Annotated in this window: 14 protein-coding genes; 3 read left to right on the top strand and 11 right to left on the bottom strand. The window is 48.4% G+C overall.

Features of this window, described 5'->3' with window-relative positions:
• Positions 1-100 precede the first annotated feature (100 nt).
• Complete coding sequence (locus tag L696_RS0102165; RefSeq protein ID WP_025682188.1) at positions 101-2,074, top strand: methyl-accepting chemotaxis protein; 1,974 nt, start codon at positions 101-103, stop codon at positions 2,072-2,074.
• A 213-nt stretch (positions 2,075-2,287) separates the two neighbouring features.
• Here L696_RS0102165 and L696_RS0102160 read toward each other — a convergent pair whose 3' ends face one another.
• The 4 genes from L696_RS0102160 to cymR all read right to left on the bottom strand — a co-directional run bounded on the left by L696_RS0102160 (position 2,288) and on the right by cymR (position 4,749).
• Positions 2,288-2,500 carry a hypothetical protein gene (locus L696_RS0102160; protein WP_025682187.1) on the bottom strand — a complete coding sequence of 71 codons (213 nt, stop codon included), beginning with the start codon at positions 2,498-2,500 and terminating at the stop codon, positions 2,288-2,290.
• 10 nt (positions 2,501-2,510) lie between these two features.
• A complete protein-coding gene (locus tag L696_RS0102155; RefSeq protein WP_025682186.1) occupies positions 2,511-3,032 on the bottom strand; it encodes a PRC-barrel domain-containing protein in 522 nt (173 codons plus the stop codon).
• Positions 3,033-3,166: 134 nt separating this feature from the next.
• A complete protein-coding gene (locus tag L696_RS0102150; protein WP_025682185.1) occupies positions 3,167-4,318 on the bottom strand; it encodes a cysteine desulfurase family protein in 1,152 nt (383 codons plus the stop codon).
• An 11-nt stretch (positions 4,319-4,329) separates the two neighbouring features.
• Entirely contained in the window at positions 4,330-4,749 is a 420-nt protein-coding gene (cymR, locus tag L696_RS0102145; RefSeq protein ID WP_014282941.1) for a cysteine metabolism transcriptional regulator CymR, read from the bottom strand.
• Positions 4,750-5,053: 304 nt separating this feature from the next.
• Here cymR and mnmA point away from each other — a divergent pair, with 304 nt between their 5' ends.
• Positions 5,054-6,175, top strand: coding sequence for a tRNA 2-thiouridine(34) synthase MnmA (mnmA, locus tag L696_RS0102140; RefSeq protein ID WP_025682184.1), 1,122 nt, complete (start codon positions 5,054-5,056; stop codon positions 6,173-6,175).
• A gap of 156 nt (positions 6,176-6,331) precedes the next feature.
• Entirely contained in the window at positions 6,332-7,162 is an 831-nt protein-coding gene (locus L696_RS0102135) for a PPK2 family polyphosphate kinase (RefSeq protein WP_025682183.1), read from the top strand.
• A gap of 117 nt (positions 7,163-7,279) precedes the next feature.
• Here L696_RS0102135 and crcB (L696_RS0102130) read toward each other — a convergent pair whose 3' ends face one another.
• From crcB (L696_RS0102130) to citC, 7 genes are all read right to left on the bottom strand, one after another.
• Positions 7,280-7,636, bottom strand: a complete 357-nt coding sequence (gene crcB, locus L696_RS0102130; RefSeq protein ID WP_025682182.1) for a fluoride efflux transporter CrcB — start codon at positions 7,634-7,636, stop codon at positions 7,280-7,282.
• Entirely contained in the window at positions 7,633-8,034 is a 402-nt protein-coding gene (gene crcB, locus L696_RS0102125) for a fluoride efflux transporter CrcB (protein WP_025682181.1), read from the bottom strand. Before crcB (L696_RS0102125) ends, crcB (L696_RS0102130) begins: the two co-directional genes overlap by 4 nt.
• Before the next feature lie 101 nt (positions 8,035-8,135).
• A complete protein-coding gene (locus tag L696_RS0102120; protein ID WP_025682180.1) occupies positions 8,136-9,446 on the bottom strand; it encodes a replication-associated recombination protein A in 1,311 nt (436 codons plus the stop codon).
• Between the two features lie 316 nt (positions 9,447-9,762).
• Entirely contained in the window at positions 9,763-11,904 is a 2,142-nt protein-coding gene (locus L696_RS0102115; RefSeq protein WP_025682179.1) for a HelD family protein, read from the bottom strand.
• 321 nt (positions 11,905-12,225) lie between these two features.
• Positions 12,226-13,113, bottom strand: a complete 888-nt coding sequence (citG, locus tag L696_RS0102110; RefSeq protein WP_025682178.1) for a triphosphoribosyl-dephospho-CoA synthase CitG — start codon at positions 13,111-13,113, stop codon at positions 12,226-12,228.
• A 52-nt stretch (positions 13,114-13,165) separates the two neighbouring features.
• Positions 13,166-13,702 (bottom strand): citrate lyase holo-[acyl-carrier protein] synthase, encoded by a 537-nt coding sequence (gene citX / locus L696_RS0102105; protein WP_049827239.1) that lies wholly within the window; start codon positions 13,700-13,702, stop codon positions 13,166-13,168.
• Position 13,703: 1 nt separating this feature from the next.
• Positions 13,704-14,747 (bottom strand): [citrate (pro-3S)-lyase] ligase, encoded by a 1,044-nt coding sequence (citC, locus tag L696_RS0102100; protein WP_245233267.1) that lies wholly within the window; start codon positions 14,745-14,747, stop codon positions 13,704-13,706.
• Positions 14,748-14,758: the final 11 nt, after the last annotated feature.

Here is a 14,758-nt window from a genome sequence, read left to right as displayed (position 1 = left end):
AAAACGACTGAAAATGATTAACAAAGTGATTACGTCTGACGATATACATAAAAAGAACTATCTTAAATTTTCACATTTCTGAATCATCGGGGGTATTTTTATGAATTTGAAAATGAAGCTTATTCTCCTTTTTACCTGCATTGTTGTCGTTTCAGCAGGACCTTTGTCCGTGATTGCCCTGACAAGCATTAAAAATCAGGCTAACCATGATATCCAAGAGCTTATGAATAGCAAAGTCTCCGAGACCGTCAACCAGCTCGACGGATGGACACACGGAAACGCCAAAATTATCGAAACACTGGCTGCTGGGCTGCAATCCAGCGATATTTCATCAGATGCCAAAGTGGCTTCACTGAAGGCAGCCTTTCAGAATTATAAAGATCAAGCTATTTCCAACATTTATGCAGGATTTGAGGATGGAACCTACTGGGGTGGCTCCGGCTGGTCTGATGCGGGCTACGATCCTCGCACACGTCCGTGGTACAAGGATGCCAAAACCAAGGGGGAATTGTATTATTCCTCACCGTACATTGATGCAGGAAGCCAGGACTTCACCATTTCCATTGCAAAGCCTCTCAAGGACTCCAATGGCTCTATCACTGGGGTGATCAGTGAAGATATTATGTTAAACGACATGACAAAAATCATTAAAAACATAAACCTGAACGGATTAGGCTACGCATTTCTGATTGACCAGAATGGAGTTGTCGTCGCGCATCCGGACAGCAAGCTGGCTGGTAAAAATCTCAAGGATACGCCCGAGTTGGGTTCATCCACGGCGGCCCTGCTCAGCGCCCCTTCGGGAAAAGCCGACTACAACTACAATGGCAGTGATCGCCAGCTTTATTTTAAGAAAATGCCCAGTACAGGCTGGATTGTAGGTTTGTCTATTTCAAAAGATATTGCTTTTCAGGAGTATTACTCCACTCGTAATTATTTGCTCATTATCGTTGCTATTATCTTTGTCGTTGCTATGGTACTGGCGATCTGGGCGGCGAACAACTTTATCAAGCCGATTCGGAGGCTTCAAGCGAACGCCAAGCGGGTGGCTGAAGGGGATATGACAGCGCGTGTGGAAATTAAGGGCAAAGATGAAATTGCCAGCTTGGGTACGGATTTTAATATCATGTCGGATAATCTCTCTCACTTGCTGCGCAAAGTGGCAGATACGGCTGATGAGGTCTGCTCAGCTTCTCATGATATGCACCAGCACGCCAAGGATACCGGTACTATTGCATCCCAAATATCCAGTGCGGTTCAGGAGCTTGCCCAAGGAGCAAGTGATCAGGCTGAAGCTGTATATTCCGGCTCTGAAAAGCTGTCGCATATGACAGGCTCCATCGACCAGATCGGTGAAAGCGTCAAGCGAACCCAAGCCGCCGTGCTGGAAACGGACTCTGCCGTGCTGGCCGGGTACGAAACAGCGGAGCGTCAAGCGAAGCTTGCAGCCGAGTCCAGACAAACCACAACCGCTGTAGGTGAAGCTGTAGACTCGCTCACGTTGAAAACACAGGATATTGGACTGCTGGCGGGGGCCATCCATGATATCGCAACCCAAACAAACCTGCTTGCGCTGAATGCTTCCATTGAAGCAGCCCGCGCCGGGGAACACGGACGCGGCTTTGCCGTCGTTGCCGGGGAAGTCCGCAAGCTGGCTGAACAAGCAGGAAGTTCCAGTGACAGCATTATGCACAAGCTGGAGGAGATCAAGGTTGCGGGACTGCGGAGCGCAGAGGAAATGAAGAAGGCTCTCGCTGTAACAGTAGAACAGGAGCGTGCGGCTACCGCAACGAGACTGGCGTTCGAGTCCATACGGGGAGCTTCTCAGCATATGCTTACCCAGATTGAGGACGTATCCGCTGCGGCTGGTCATCTCCGTACAAACGCCGGACATATTTCCGATGTTATTTCCAGCGTAGTCGCCGTATCTGAGCAAAGCGCAGCTTCCACCGAGGAGGTGGCTTCCTCCGTGCAGGAGCAAGGGCACTCCATGAACAATATTGCCGAGCTTTCCGCCAAACTTGACTCGCACGCAGACCTGCTGCTGGAAGAGGTTAAACGCTTTAAGCTGTAAAACATTTCTGCCCAAAAAACAGATAAACAGCATGCTATACATCTAGACACGAATCTACATGAAAAAGAGGGTGACTCCCAGGCTATTACAGCCATCGGGAGTCACCCTCTTCGTTATTCATCAAGCATGGTCCTATCTGTTATCCGTTCATCTGCCGAACGGTATAGTCCACACCACATTAGATGGACTGCCTGTCCCTACCCCAGAGTGAACTTAGGAAGAAGCATGGATTTGCGGCAGGTCCTGCTGTGCCATGTCATCTCCAAAGAACAGGTCGTCCAGCGAACTGAGCGTTCCATCCTCTTCCACTTGGTAGACGGACATTTTTTCACCATTCACTTGAAGTTCGATGAAGCATCCCCAACAATAAAATTGATGGGAACCGATTTTGCCGATATCTTTGGAATTACAATTCGGACATCTCAATAAACTCACCCTATCCATTAACAGAATATATGGCTTTTTCCAAACGCTGCTCGCTTAACGGGGGCACCATAACAGCATTCTCCCCGATGGACATTTCTTCGGTGCAGGGCAGCCATTTCCGCCCTTCTATAATATCCGACACAAAACCATCGCTGATTTCCAAGCCTATTATGTTATTGCCCATTTCCTGGTCAAAATAAACATCCGAAATATGTCCGAGCATAAGCCCTTCCTCTGTAAGCACGGATAAATCCTTCAGTTTACCGGGTCCAAGCAAATACGTATGTTGTATATCATTGGCCTCCGTTTTACGGACAGCCTGCTGATTGCGAATCATAATCGCATCTTCGCCATAAGCAACGATGTCATCCCAAGCTACCATTTTCACTTGAGAAGAAAAAAGGCCCTTGCCCTCCAACTCGATCCCTGTAATTTCCCAATCAGCCGTCACCATAAAATCGTGTATTTTACCGACCTGCTTCCCGTCCTCAACATCAAAAACGGCAAGTCCGATCATATCCTGAAGCTTCATAATAGGGTGCCTCCTCATTCTGCAATCCGAACGGAGGTGCGGTCCTTTTCCTTCATGCGTGTCAGACCTTGGTTCCGTTCATGCAATGAAATGGAAAACCGCCCCTCCCTTCTATATAAAGTGCGGAGAAATCCCTAGTACCTAATACGCAGCCGCTTCCATATGGTTTCAATTTTCTTGGCCGTGTATTCCATTTCTTCCGTAGTATTACCCAAACCGAAGCTAAACCGAACCGCTGATTTCAAAACATCTTCAGGAAGAACCATCGCCTGCAATACATGCGACAGTTCCAAGGACCCGGATGTACAAGCTGAACCGCTGGCTGCTGCAATTCCTTCCATATCCAGATTCATCAGCATGGTCTCCGTACCGATAGCCGGGAAGCTGAGATTCAGAACATTCGGTAAAAAATGCTTAGGGTCGCCGTTGATTACAAAAGCGTCTCGGCCCAAAGTGTCTTCCAGTGCTTTGAGTAGCGTTTGGCGAAGATTCATATCGTGCGTCCAACGTTCCTCTATAGAGGTGCTGGCAAGAGAAGCTGCTTTAGCCAAGCCCGCAATCCCGGCAATGTTTTCCGTCCCTGCACGGCGTTTTTTCTCCTGTAGTCCCCCGTGCATCAAAGGCTGGATACGTGTACCCTGACGGATATACAAAGCTCCAACGCCTTGCGGGCCGTTAATCTTATGACCGGATACGCTAAGCAAATCAACCGGAAGGCTCAGGCAATCTATCTGTATATGTCCGTAAGCTTGAACCGCATCTACGTGAAATACAATGCCATGCTCTCCCGCAATCTGCCCCATCTCATGGATCGGTTGAATTACGCCTACCTCATTGTTGGCATACATCATGCTGATCAAAAAAGTATTCGGTCGAATCGCAGCCTCTATATCCGCTGGATTGACGCGCCCAAGGCTATTGACTGGCACATAGGTCACTTCGTAACCCGCTTTTTCGAGTTCAGCGCAAGCATGAAGCACCGCATGATGCTCAATGGCAGTCGTAATGATATGGCCCGAAGTACGGCCATCTGCGGTAGCCGTCCCGAACAGGGCCAGATTATTGCTTTCTGTCCCTCCGCTTGTAAATATGATTTCTTCGGGCTTGCAGCCCAAAGAGGCCGCAACGGCATCCCGCGCAGCGCTGACGGTGCGCTTGGCATCCCGACCAAAGGCATGAACGCTTGAAGCGTTGCCGAATTGGCCGGTCATGATGTCCATCATAGTCTGCACAACCTCAGGATGCATAGGAGTCGATGCGGCATGATCCAGATAAATTCTGTTCATGTCAATTCACCTCAAATATAAAACATGTAGTTATCCAATTCATCATGTTCCTGGTATGTGATCAAGTCCTTAAGTGTAGTAGAATCCAACACTTCAGCAATGCTGTCACGAATCCGTAGCCAGAGCTGACGCTTCGCCGGATCGTCCTCTTCAGTGAAATCCACTGGGGAAATCGGACCTTCCAATACACGAATAATGTCTCCAGCCGTTACACCTGCCGGTTCACCCGCCAGAATATAACCGCCGTAAGCACCACGGATACTTTTTACCAAACCTGCATTGCGCAAAGGCGCAATAAGCTGCTCCAGATAATGCTCGGAGAGCTGATTTTTCTCGGCAATACTTTTCAATGACGTCGGACCTTCGCCAAACCTGGCTGCAAGCTCCATCATAATCGTCAGGCCGTAACGTCCTTTTGTTGATATTTTCAATTGTGCCACCTCACTTATAGTAACAATTCCGTTAAACACGCGGAATAACTGGTGTTATATACCTCTCTATTCCGATCTTAACCCTCAGCTTATGTTAACATATTAGGACAGGTAAAGGGAAACTTTACGGTAACAATCTTAAAAAAAGTTGTTTTCAGGCGATCTGGAACGGCTTTGGCCCATTTTATGGAGCTTTCTCCCATCGTTCTCCGTGTCGTTGGATCATCCAGCCATCGTAACTTATTTTCGTTTATGTTATAATAGGACGGTTCTACAACAATATTGAAAGAATTGGGTGATGACCATGGCTAAAGCCAATCATGAAACCCGTGTCGTCGTCGGTATGTCCGGGGGCGTCGACTCATCTGTTACCGCGCTGCTGCTGAAGGAGCAGGGCTATGACGTAATCGGCATCTTCATGAAAAACTGGGATGACACGGATGAATTCGGCCGCTGTACGGCTGAGGAGGATGCGGAGGATGTACGCCGTGTCTGCGAGCAGATCGACATTCCTTACTATACCGTCAATTTTGAAAAAGAATACTTCGATAAAGTATTCTCGTATTTTCTTGATGAATATAAGGCTGGACGTACTCCAAACCCGGATGTCATGTGCAACCGCGAAATTAAATTCGGCGAATTTCTCAATAAAGCGCTGGATTTGGGCGCGGATTATGTTGCTACAGGACATTACGCCCGGGTTGTGGAGGAAGACGGTCGTTTTACCTTGCTTCGCGGTGTGGACAGCAACAAGGATCAGACCTATTTCCTGAATGCATTGAACCAAAAGCAATTGTCTCGGGCGATGTTCCCTATCGGGCATTTGCCGAAGCCGGAAGTCCGCAAAATCGCGGAAGCTGCGGGACTGTATACAGCCAAGAAGAAGGACAGTACAGGCGTATGCTTCATCGGCGAGCGAAATTTCAAGGAGTTTCTGAGCGGATATCTGCCTGCTAAGGGCGGAGACATGGTGGATATCGCTACAGGTGAAGTCAAAGGTCGCCATGATGGTCTGATGTACTACACACTCGGCCAACGGCAAGGCTTAGGTATTGGCGGCTCCGGTTCAGGCGAACCGTGGTTCGTAGCTGACAAGGATCTGGAAAAGAATATTTTGTATGTGGTACAGGGTGACCGTCACCATAGCCTGTATTCCACCAGCCTGATCGCAACCGACGTAAACTGGATAGCGGGCATGGATACGCGTCCTTCCGGTGAATTTCGTTGTACAGCCAAGTTCCGTTATCGCCAGCCTGATCAACAAGTGACTTTACAATGGCTTGAGGACGGAACCGTACACGTCGTATTCGACGTACATCAAAAGGCTATTACGCCCGGACAAGCTGTCGTATTTTACGATGGCGAACGGTGTCTGGGCGGCGGAACCATTGACAAGGTTGAAAAGCTCCAGCCTGAAACGATTTAAATGAATGCCCGTTTCGCGTTGGCATAAGTATTTAAAAAGAAGGCGTCTCTCCTATTTGTGGAGGGATGTCTTTTTTATGAAAAGATGCTCTTTTCTCCATTTGGGTATATGATGTAGACAAGAAATCATACTTCAATTGAAAAGGAGCGTGCCTCTATGTCTGATTCATTGGGAATGCTGACGCCGGGTAAGAAGGTTGCTTTGAAAGAGTGGGACCCCAAGGATACGAAGGATATCAGAAATAAAGAAGAAATTCAGCAGGAAACAGATCAATTGAAGGAACGTTTCGCGGTATTACAAAGCAAATTATTTACGGAAAAGAAGCAGGCGGTTTTGTTTGTATTCCAAGGTATGGATTGCAGCGGAAAAGATGGAGTCATCAAGCAGGTATTTTCCAACCTCAATCCGGCGGGTGTGACAGTCCACAGTTTTAAATCGCCTACAGCCGAAGAATTAAGTCACGACTTCCTGTGGCGTGCCCACAGCGTAACCCCGGGGCGGGGATATATCGCGGCGTTCAACCGTTCTTATTATGAGGATGTGCTGATTACACGTGTTCACGGTCAGGTATCCGACAAGCAGGCCAAACGAAATATTAAACATATCAAACATTTTGAACAACTGTTGCTGGATAGCGGTGTAAAGGTCGTCAAAATCTTTTTACATATTTCAAAGCAATTCCAGCTGGAGAAGCTGATCGACCGGATTGAAAAGCCGCATAAAAACTGGAAGCTTGATCCGAGTGATTTGCAGGAACGTAAATTTTGGAAGCAATATACCCAATATTATGAGGACGTACTCGAACTAAGTGCAACCAAGCAGGCTCCGTGGTATGTTGTTCCTTCGGATAACCGTTGGTACAGGGATTATACCGTGCTGCGAATTGCCGTCCAAACGCTGGAGGAAATGAAGCTGTCCGATCCTGAACCAAGACCGGAACTTGAATCCCTTTTGCCTGAGCTGTATAAAGAACGGGATAAAAAATAGCTTCGCAGGCACAGCACTCCATCATATGTTCAATTAACACACCAAATAAAAAAGCTTCCGAAACCTTACTCAAGGCTGAAAATGCCGGGAGTAGGGATTCTGGAGGCTTTTATTGCGTCAACTAACCCCATACCCTACAGCCGCAGCTACAGCTCCTACCACCACCGAAGACAGCACATACACAGCCGTACGCCGATATTCTCTACGCTCCATCAGTTGGAGAGATTCATACCCGAATGTTGAAAAGGTGGTATAGCCGCCACAAAAGCCTGTTCCCAGCAGCATCCAGAGCGCAGGCGAAAGGTTGTGCTGCATAAATTCGCCGTACAGCCAGCCGAGCAGCAATGAACCGCTGATGTTAATGATCCATGTTCCCCACGGAAATGCGGTGCCAAACCTTTTTCCAGCCCACATGCCAAGCCCGTATCTCGCCAATGTACCGACCATTCCACCTGCCGCCGCCCACCAGATCATAAGCTTCCCTCCTTGGGGGCAGCTTGTGTCATTTTCGTGCCCAGACGAATACCTGTCCATGTCAAAAACAGACCTCCACATACACTGAGCAACAGATACAACACAGCCGTAAGCGCACGATCATGAACCGTCAGGCGCACGGCATCCACTGCAAAGGTGGAAAAGGTTGTAAAGCCCCCAGTAAAGCCTGTTCCGATGGCAAGTCGCCAGCGAGGCTTGATCCGCCACGACCGCAAAGTTACCGTAAAGAACCAGCCGAGAAACAGACAGCCGATCCAATTAATGAACAGCACGCCAAGTGGAAAATCGGCCCCTGCCGCAGGCAGCAATGTTTGTACACCGTAACGGGCAGAGGTTCCGAGCGCTCCTCCTGCCCCGACGAATAGCACGTCTTTCATCTTTATGTCCCCTTCTTCACTCTTGCAGTATTCATGGTGTAACCATAACAGTGGCTAAACCTGATTTTACACACTACGTATATCCGTCTGCTACATATATTTTACGACTGTGAATCCCGCCACTGCTGGTTTTGTCTGATTTTCGACTCATTCCCCTGCTCTGTAGCCTGGTAAAAGGTCCGGTCTGCTATCGAATCAGGCAAATATTGCTGTTTCACATAATGATTCGGATAATTGTGCGGATATTGATAGCCGACATGACCGAGCTTCTCCGAGCCTTTGTAATGTGCATCGCGCAAATGCAGCGGCACCTCAGCAGATTTGATGTCGTCCATAGCCGACATTGCCCGTGAAATCGCCGTATATACGGCATTCGATTTTGGGCTCTCCACGGCGAACAAAATAGCCTGCGCGATGTTCAGCTTGGCCTCCGGCCAGCCGTTATTGCGATAAGCTTCAAGCGCACTCACTGCCTGCACCATCGCCTGCGGATTTGCCAGGCCAATATCCTCACTGCTCGCTGCGATGAGGCGGCGAAGAAAGGTCATCGGGTCCATGCCGAGTTTCTCCACGGCGTACAGAAACCAGAACAGCGCCGCGTCGCTGGAGCCGCGAATGCTTTTATGAAAGGCGGACAACACGTCATACTGCGTAGACTCGTCTGCCTTGACAATCGGGCGGCGAATGGATTCCTCCGCGACTTCCAGCGTCACGTGAATCGTGCCGTCTGCCAGCGGAGGCGTCGTGAGCGCCGCCAGTTCCAACGCGTTCAAGGCGCGGCGGATATCGCCGTTCGCCATGGACGCGATATGATCCAGCGCAGCTTCGTCCACCTGAAGCTGCATATAGCCGAGCCCCTTGTCCGCATCGCCCAAGGCACGGCGCATGGCTGCCAGCGAATGCTCCTGCGTCAGCGATTCGAGCTGAAACAACGTAGAACGGCTCAGCAAGGCGCCGTTCACATAGTGAAAGGGGTTTTCGGTGGTGGCGCCGATAAACACGATCGTACCCTTTTCCACCGCAGGCAGCAATGCATCCTGACGCGAGCTGTTGAAACGATGTACCTCATCGAGAAACAGGATCGTCTTTTTGCCGTACATGGATTTATTCGTTTGTGCGCGGTCAATGACTTCCCTCACGTCCTTCACTGACGCTTCCACTGCATTCAGGCGGACAAATTCGCCTTGCGTGTGTTGTGAAATGATATGCGCCAGCGTCGTCTTGCCACATCCCGGCGGCCCATACAGGAGTATGGAAGAAACCTGATCTGCCTCTATAGCTCTACGCAGCAGCTTGCCCGGACCAACGACATGCTCCTGTCCAATATATTCGTCCAGCGAAGTCGGACGCAGTCGGTCAGCAAGCAGTCGATTGCTTGGCGTCGAATCCTGGGAATATGAAAATAAGTCCATTTCATTCACTTCCTTATGGTGATATGAGAGAACACTCTACCCCTGCGGGGGTCCATTTGCATCGCGTTCGCCCATGCGGTGAAAACCCTGAAAATTCAAACGATCTATTCTCCTAAAAACGGTATGAACCGCCTTTTATTCTACCATACCCACAGACAAGTTGCAGATAGCACGGTCACGGCATCGCTAGATATTTACATACCTGCAACCTGGCAAAAGAAAGAACAGCCGAACGAAAGATAAATTTCGCGGCTGTTCTTATTACTGATATGACATATGACTCCCATGATGTTCGCCATTATGGTAGCTTAAGCAGTTACTTCACCTGTTCCTGTACATAACTCGGAAGCGCACCCTCATGTAACAGCCACAGCTCATGCAGCGCACGGGTACAGCCCACATACAGCAGCTTGGCATCCCATGCCAGCTCTCCATAATGTTCTCGGTCGGCATCCGCCACAATGACTGCGTCGAACTCCAGCCCTTTGGATAGGTACACAGGCAGAACGGACAAGCCGCCTTCGTATTGCTTTTTACCGCCGTCAATCAAATTCACATTTAATCCTGCATTCGTAAAAGCCTCATGCAGCTCCACAGCTTCCTTCAAGGTACGTGTCAGCACAGATACAGTGCGATATTCCTTGGAAGAAAGCTCTTGCAGAGCGGTCAGCAAACTCTGTTCACGCCCCGATGTACCATATGGCAGTGTACGCACCGGATCGCCGCTACGGAATACCGGAACTGCCGTAATGCCGCCGCGAACCCCCTGCTCCAAAATCGTATTTGCAAATTCTATAATTTCCAAGGTCGATCTATAGCTCCGCGTAAGTGCAAAATACCCCGTATGTTCCGGCGCAAAAAGAGAACTCATTTCCTCCCACGCATGTACACCACGGTATTCGTGAATCCCCTGCGACAAATCGCCAAGTATGGTAAAGGAATGCCCTTTTACGAACAAATCGAGCAATGCGATATGAAAAGGTGAAAAATCCTGTGCCTCATCAATGACCACATGGTCAAAACGTTGAGACGATTCTACCTCATGAATCAGCACATGAAGATATACCAACGCAGTAAGATCCTCTTCGCGGATAACCTGTTTACGCAGATCCGACTGTGTGGTCTTAAAAATAGCAGCAGGCAAAGAAGCCTTCAACTCCGCAGCCGTGTCTGCGGGTAATCCTTTTGCTGCCTGAAAAAGCTGCTTGTAAAGCGTCAGTGCGTCATATTGTGGCCATTTTTTAGCATATGCCTTCTCCCGGGGTCCCGCTTTTTTCTTACGTTCCTTGAGCGTAGCCGCCGAGGGGGACTTTTTCAGCTCCATTTCAATCCAGCGATGGACTCTTGCAAGTACGCGTTCTTTTCGCTTTGCAAGCGGATAAGGCTTGTATTCCTCATTAAACCAGTTCAAAATCTCGGCTCGCGGAAGCACCGCCCCATCCCATGGTGAAAAATCTCCCTCCGGCACCGAAACAGGCTCCAGCCGTTCCACAAAAGCTTGAAGCAGCTTCATAAAGTGAATCGAACCCTTGAATCTTCCCGGCGCCTCATCCATAGATTCCGTTCTGAGGCTGCCGCTCTCAAACCAATAAGCTAACGTTTCAGCAGGATCAGCTATAGGTAAATCGAGACCCAACAGGTTAAGCGCCCAGTCCGCAAATGTACTTTGCTGAATATTTCCGACCCCCAGCTCTGGAAGTACATCTGAAATATAATCGAGAAACATATGGTTCGGTGCAAAAATAACCATCTTGTCCGCCGTTACTTGCTCCTTGTATTGATACAGCAAAAATGCGAGACGATGCAGCGCTACCGTCGTCTTGCCACTACCCGCTACCCCCTGAATAACGAGGGCTGTATTTTTAGCTGCACGGATGATTTGATCCTGCTCCGCCTGAATCGTAGATACGATATCCCGCAAACGGTTATCCTTGTTTTCTCCCAGACGATAGACGAGAAATTCATCGGAAACCGCAGGCTCGTCGCTTTCACGGTTGTACGTATCAGCTACCCGTTCTAGTATTCTTTTACGAATAACAACGTTGCGCTTTAGATACACCAAGCCCTCAATCGTTCCCTCAGGAGCTTCGTAGGACGCGGTTTCTTCACCGCCTGTAAAAGAATAAAACAAACTGGCAATCGGCGCGCGCCAATCAATCACAAGCGGATACGCAGACGCTTCCTCACGCTCCACTCCAATTTTGCCGATGTAAAGCGGCTTACGCTGTCCCCTGCCACGTTCGTCAAAATCCATACGTCCGAAATAAGGCTCCTGTGCGCTTTTTGCCAAAGCCTGGCGTTTTTCCTCTCGCCCGGATTCCAGCACCTGCTCCGTAAAATCATGCCCCGTGTACACCGGCGTATTGCGAAGCCGTTCCAATCTGCGATCAATTTCCTCCATAGCAAGCGACAGCCTGTGCTGTTCTTCTTGATAGGCACTTTGAAACCCGTTCTCCATTTCAGTTACCTCCTAAGAATATCAAGTCTCGATTTCTGCATCCCATCCACTTGCTCCGACACAAAAAAAGGAAAGTAAGCGTAACACATTTAACCACAAAAATCCAATCTTATTTCCTAATACGCCTGTTTTCATATATGAAAGACTTCTTATTAAACACGTAAATCAACACAGCTTCATTCACAATTATTTCTTTTCATAAAAAAAATCCCTCTTACAGCAGTAGGTTTTACGAATGAACCTGTCTGTTGTAAAGGGAACATATCACTTTGTGGACAGCCCTTCTTCATTAAAATGGGTCGTCTACGAACCGCATTGCCGTTATATTGCAGGTGGCGCTAGACATAAATATTCCAGCATGATTGTGACTGCCAGTAAATCAGCGGAGCCACCAGGACTAACATTTTTTTGCACAAAATCATCGTTCATTTGATGAATCATGGCGACACCTCTCTCTGACAAGATACCGCCCGCCTCTAGCACCTGCTTGGCATATTGCTGGACATAGGTTAGCATCTCCCTATCGTGTCTACCAACGACATTCGTATCTTCGTTGACAACCATCAGTTGTAACAGGGTTTGAACACAGATATCATTCACATGGTATCGTTGCGATGACTTCAACTCACGATAGACGGGCAGAGCAGATTCTCGTACGGTAGGAAAGCCCGCTTCCACCTCGCCACGTATGCCCGTCATGCCCCACTCTTTATACAACCGTTCGCCGACCGTTAAGCCTGTTGATTTTTTCAGGGATGCAAGCTCACTCGCACATAAACCTTTGGTCATCTGAGCAATGGTCTCACAAATGACTTGTTCATCCAGTCTGCTAGCAGCTGCTCGTGTCGTACAACAATACGCGGCGGCGGCACAAATAATTCCTAGCGAAAAAATAAGACCTTTATGTGTGTTCACCCCGCCTGATGCGGCAAACATAGCCTGTTCGGCTTCCTGTCCCAAGGGGCGCAGATTCGCAAATAGTATACGAAGATCCTCTCCATGAAACGAACCTCCCGCCTGTGTACATCTTTCAAAATAGCCGGAAAGTGCGACCGCACTAGACATAAACGTAAAGAAGTCCATATCCTTGTGAGCACCCCGATTAAACCGATCTACCAGTCCCGGCTTTGGGCTGGCGGAGACCTCTGTTAGCAGCGCAAGGACAGCTTGTTGACCAATGCTTTCACATAATAAGCTTGTTGCAATCATACATACCAACAACCTTCTTCCCTGATTTTTTAATGAAGATGAACGATCATGCTCATTTGACTACTTGATGCTTTCGCGTATAACTGTCCACCAGTGCTTTGATAGCTTCCAGCAATTCGGGAAGTGCATGTGCTCTACTCCGTCCGCAACCATGCGCAGCCTGCTCGCACATGAGACATTTTCGCTTGCCCAAGCCAAGTTCAGCTCTGGAGATTGCCCTTCCATTGGGTCCAATCACATCCAGATCCAATAATCTTCCTAGTGGATGCCTATCTTCAATCGCAATAGCCAACTTTTTCAATATTCGCGCGTCTGCCTGAACGGCAACATATGCTTCTGGGCCTGTTAGCAGATCATACGCTTCACTGTGCAGCGGTGTCATTGGGTTCACCGCCAGTTGACTCAGCAAGATACGATAGCCTTCTTGAAAAACGTATTTACTTGTTGGAGAGGACTTCTGTGGTCCTGGGATATTGATCGTCATGCTGATCAGAGGTACCGCGTACCTGCGGATCAGTTGTCTTTGTCTATCTGCCCGGTTTTCGCGTGCCTGTAGCATTTCTTCAAGGGTAACCTCATACGAATACATGTTATGACATCTCCCTGATCCGCCTGATGATTTCTCCAGCTTCCACTGACAATAAAAACTGATAGGTCGTGTCCGGTACAAGCTGCTTCACTTTATCCATTTGGCCCAGACGGATATATTTACGGACCGCAGAGGCGCTGATGACATCCCTTCCCCATAGCAGTCGCGGTATTTCCTCTATGTCTATTCCAACGGAAGGCAGTAATTTTTTCATGATCGTGTTGTACCTGCGGGTCAAGACACAGCTTGGCTCCTGACCGATATACCGTTTTTGAATATTTAGCAACGGAGCTATATACTGGCTAAATATTTTTAAATCTAGTGATATATGCGTACTTGCTGCCTCTTCATCATTTTTGAGGAAGTAAGAAGGAAACGTTGCGCCCGAGATGATATAGTCTTTGCCTTTGTGCACGATCACATTGGCCAAATGTCTCACGCCTTCTTCCACTAGTCTATATCTGACATCTGATGGAAAAATGGATCGGTCCTCCCAAACTACAAAAAGATGTACCTTTTCCCAAGCCGCCGCTGCATGCTCGATTAAGTGCAGATGTCCAAGTGTGAATGGATTACAGTTCATGACAATCGCAGCCGAAGGCACGAGATCGCCCGATTCCTGCAAAAGCTCTTGCTGATACTGCCGGACACCATCCCATCGGTTTTCCAACAAGACAGCCTTGGAGGATTCCTCCACAATTAGATAAAAGCCGAGATCCTTGAAAATTTGTTTATTTACTGGTTTTGTATACATAAACAGGTGAGCCCTTCCCCGCCTGTATTCTTCATTTACTAAATGGCTAACGATTTGTGCCGATAGCCCCTGGTCTTTATAAGCTTCATCCACAGCAATGCACTTCAGTACACTACCTGAAAAGGAACCCGTAGCGGCAATGTCGCTGCCATCTACAATTTCCATCGTATATTCAATATGATGGTCTATTCTAAGACCTTGGCGCTTGAGGAAATCGCGAAGCCTTCTTTGAGCGTCTTCAGAGGTTGGATTTAAAATCTCTTCACGCAAATGTTCCATCCACATAGCCATAATGATCACCG

Origin of the sequence: Paenibacillus maysiensis (assembly GCF_000520815.1) — a bacterium.
Taxonomy (GTDB): Bacteria; Bacillota; Bacilli; order Paenibacillales; family Paenibacillaceae; genus Paenibacillus; species Paenibacillus maysiensis.
This window is presented reverse-complemented; position numbering and strand designations above follow the sequence as displayed.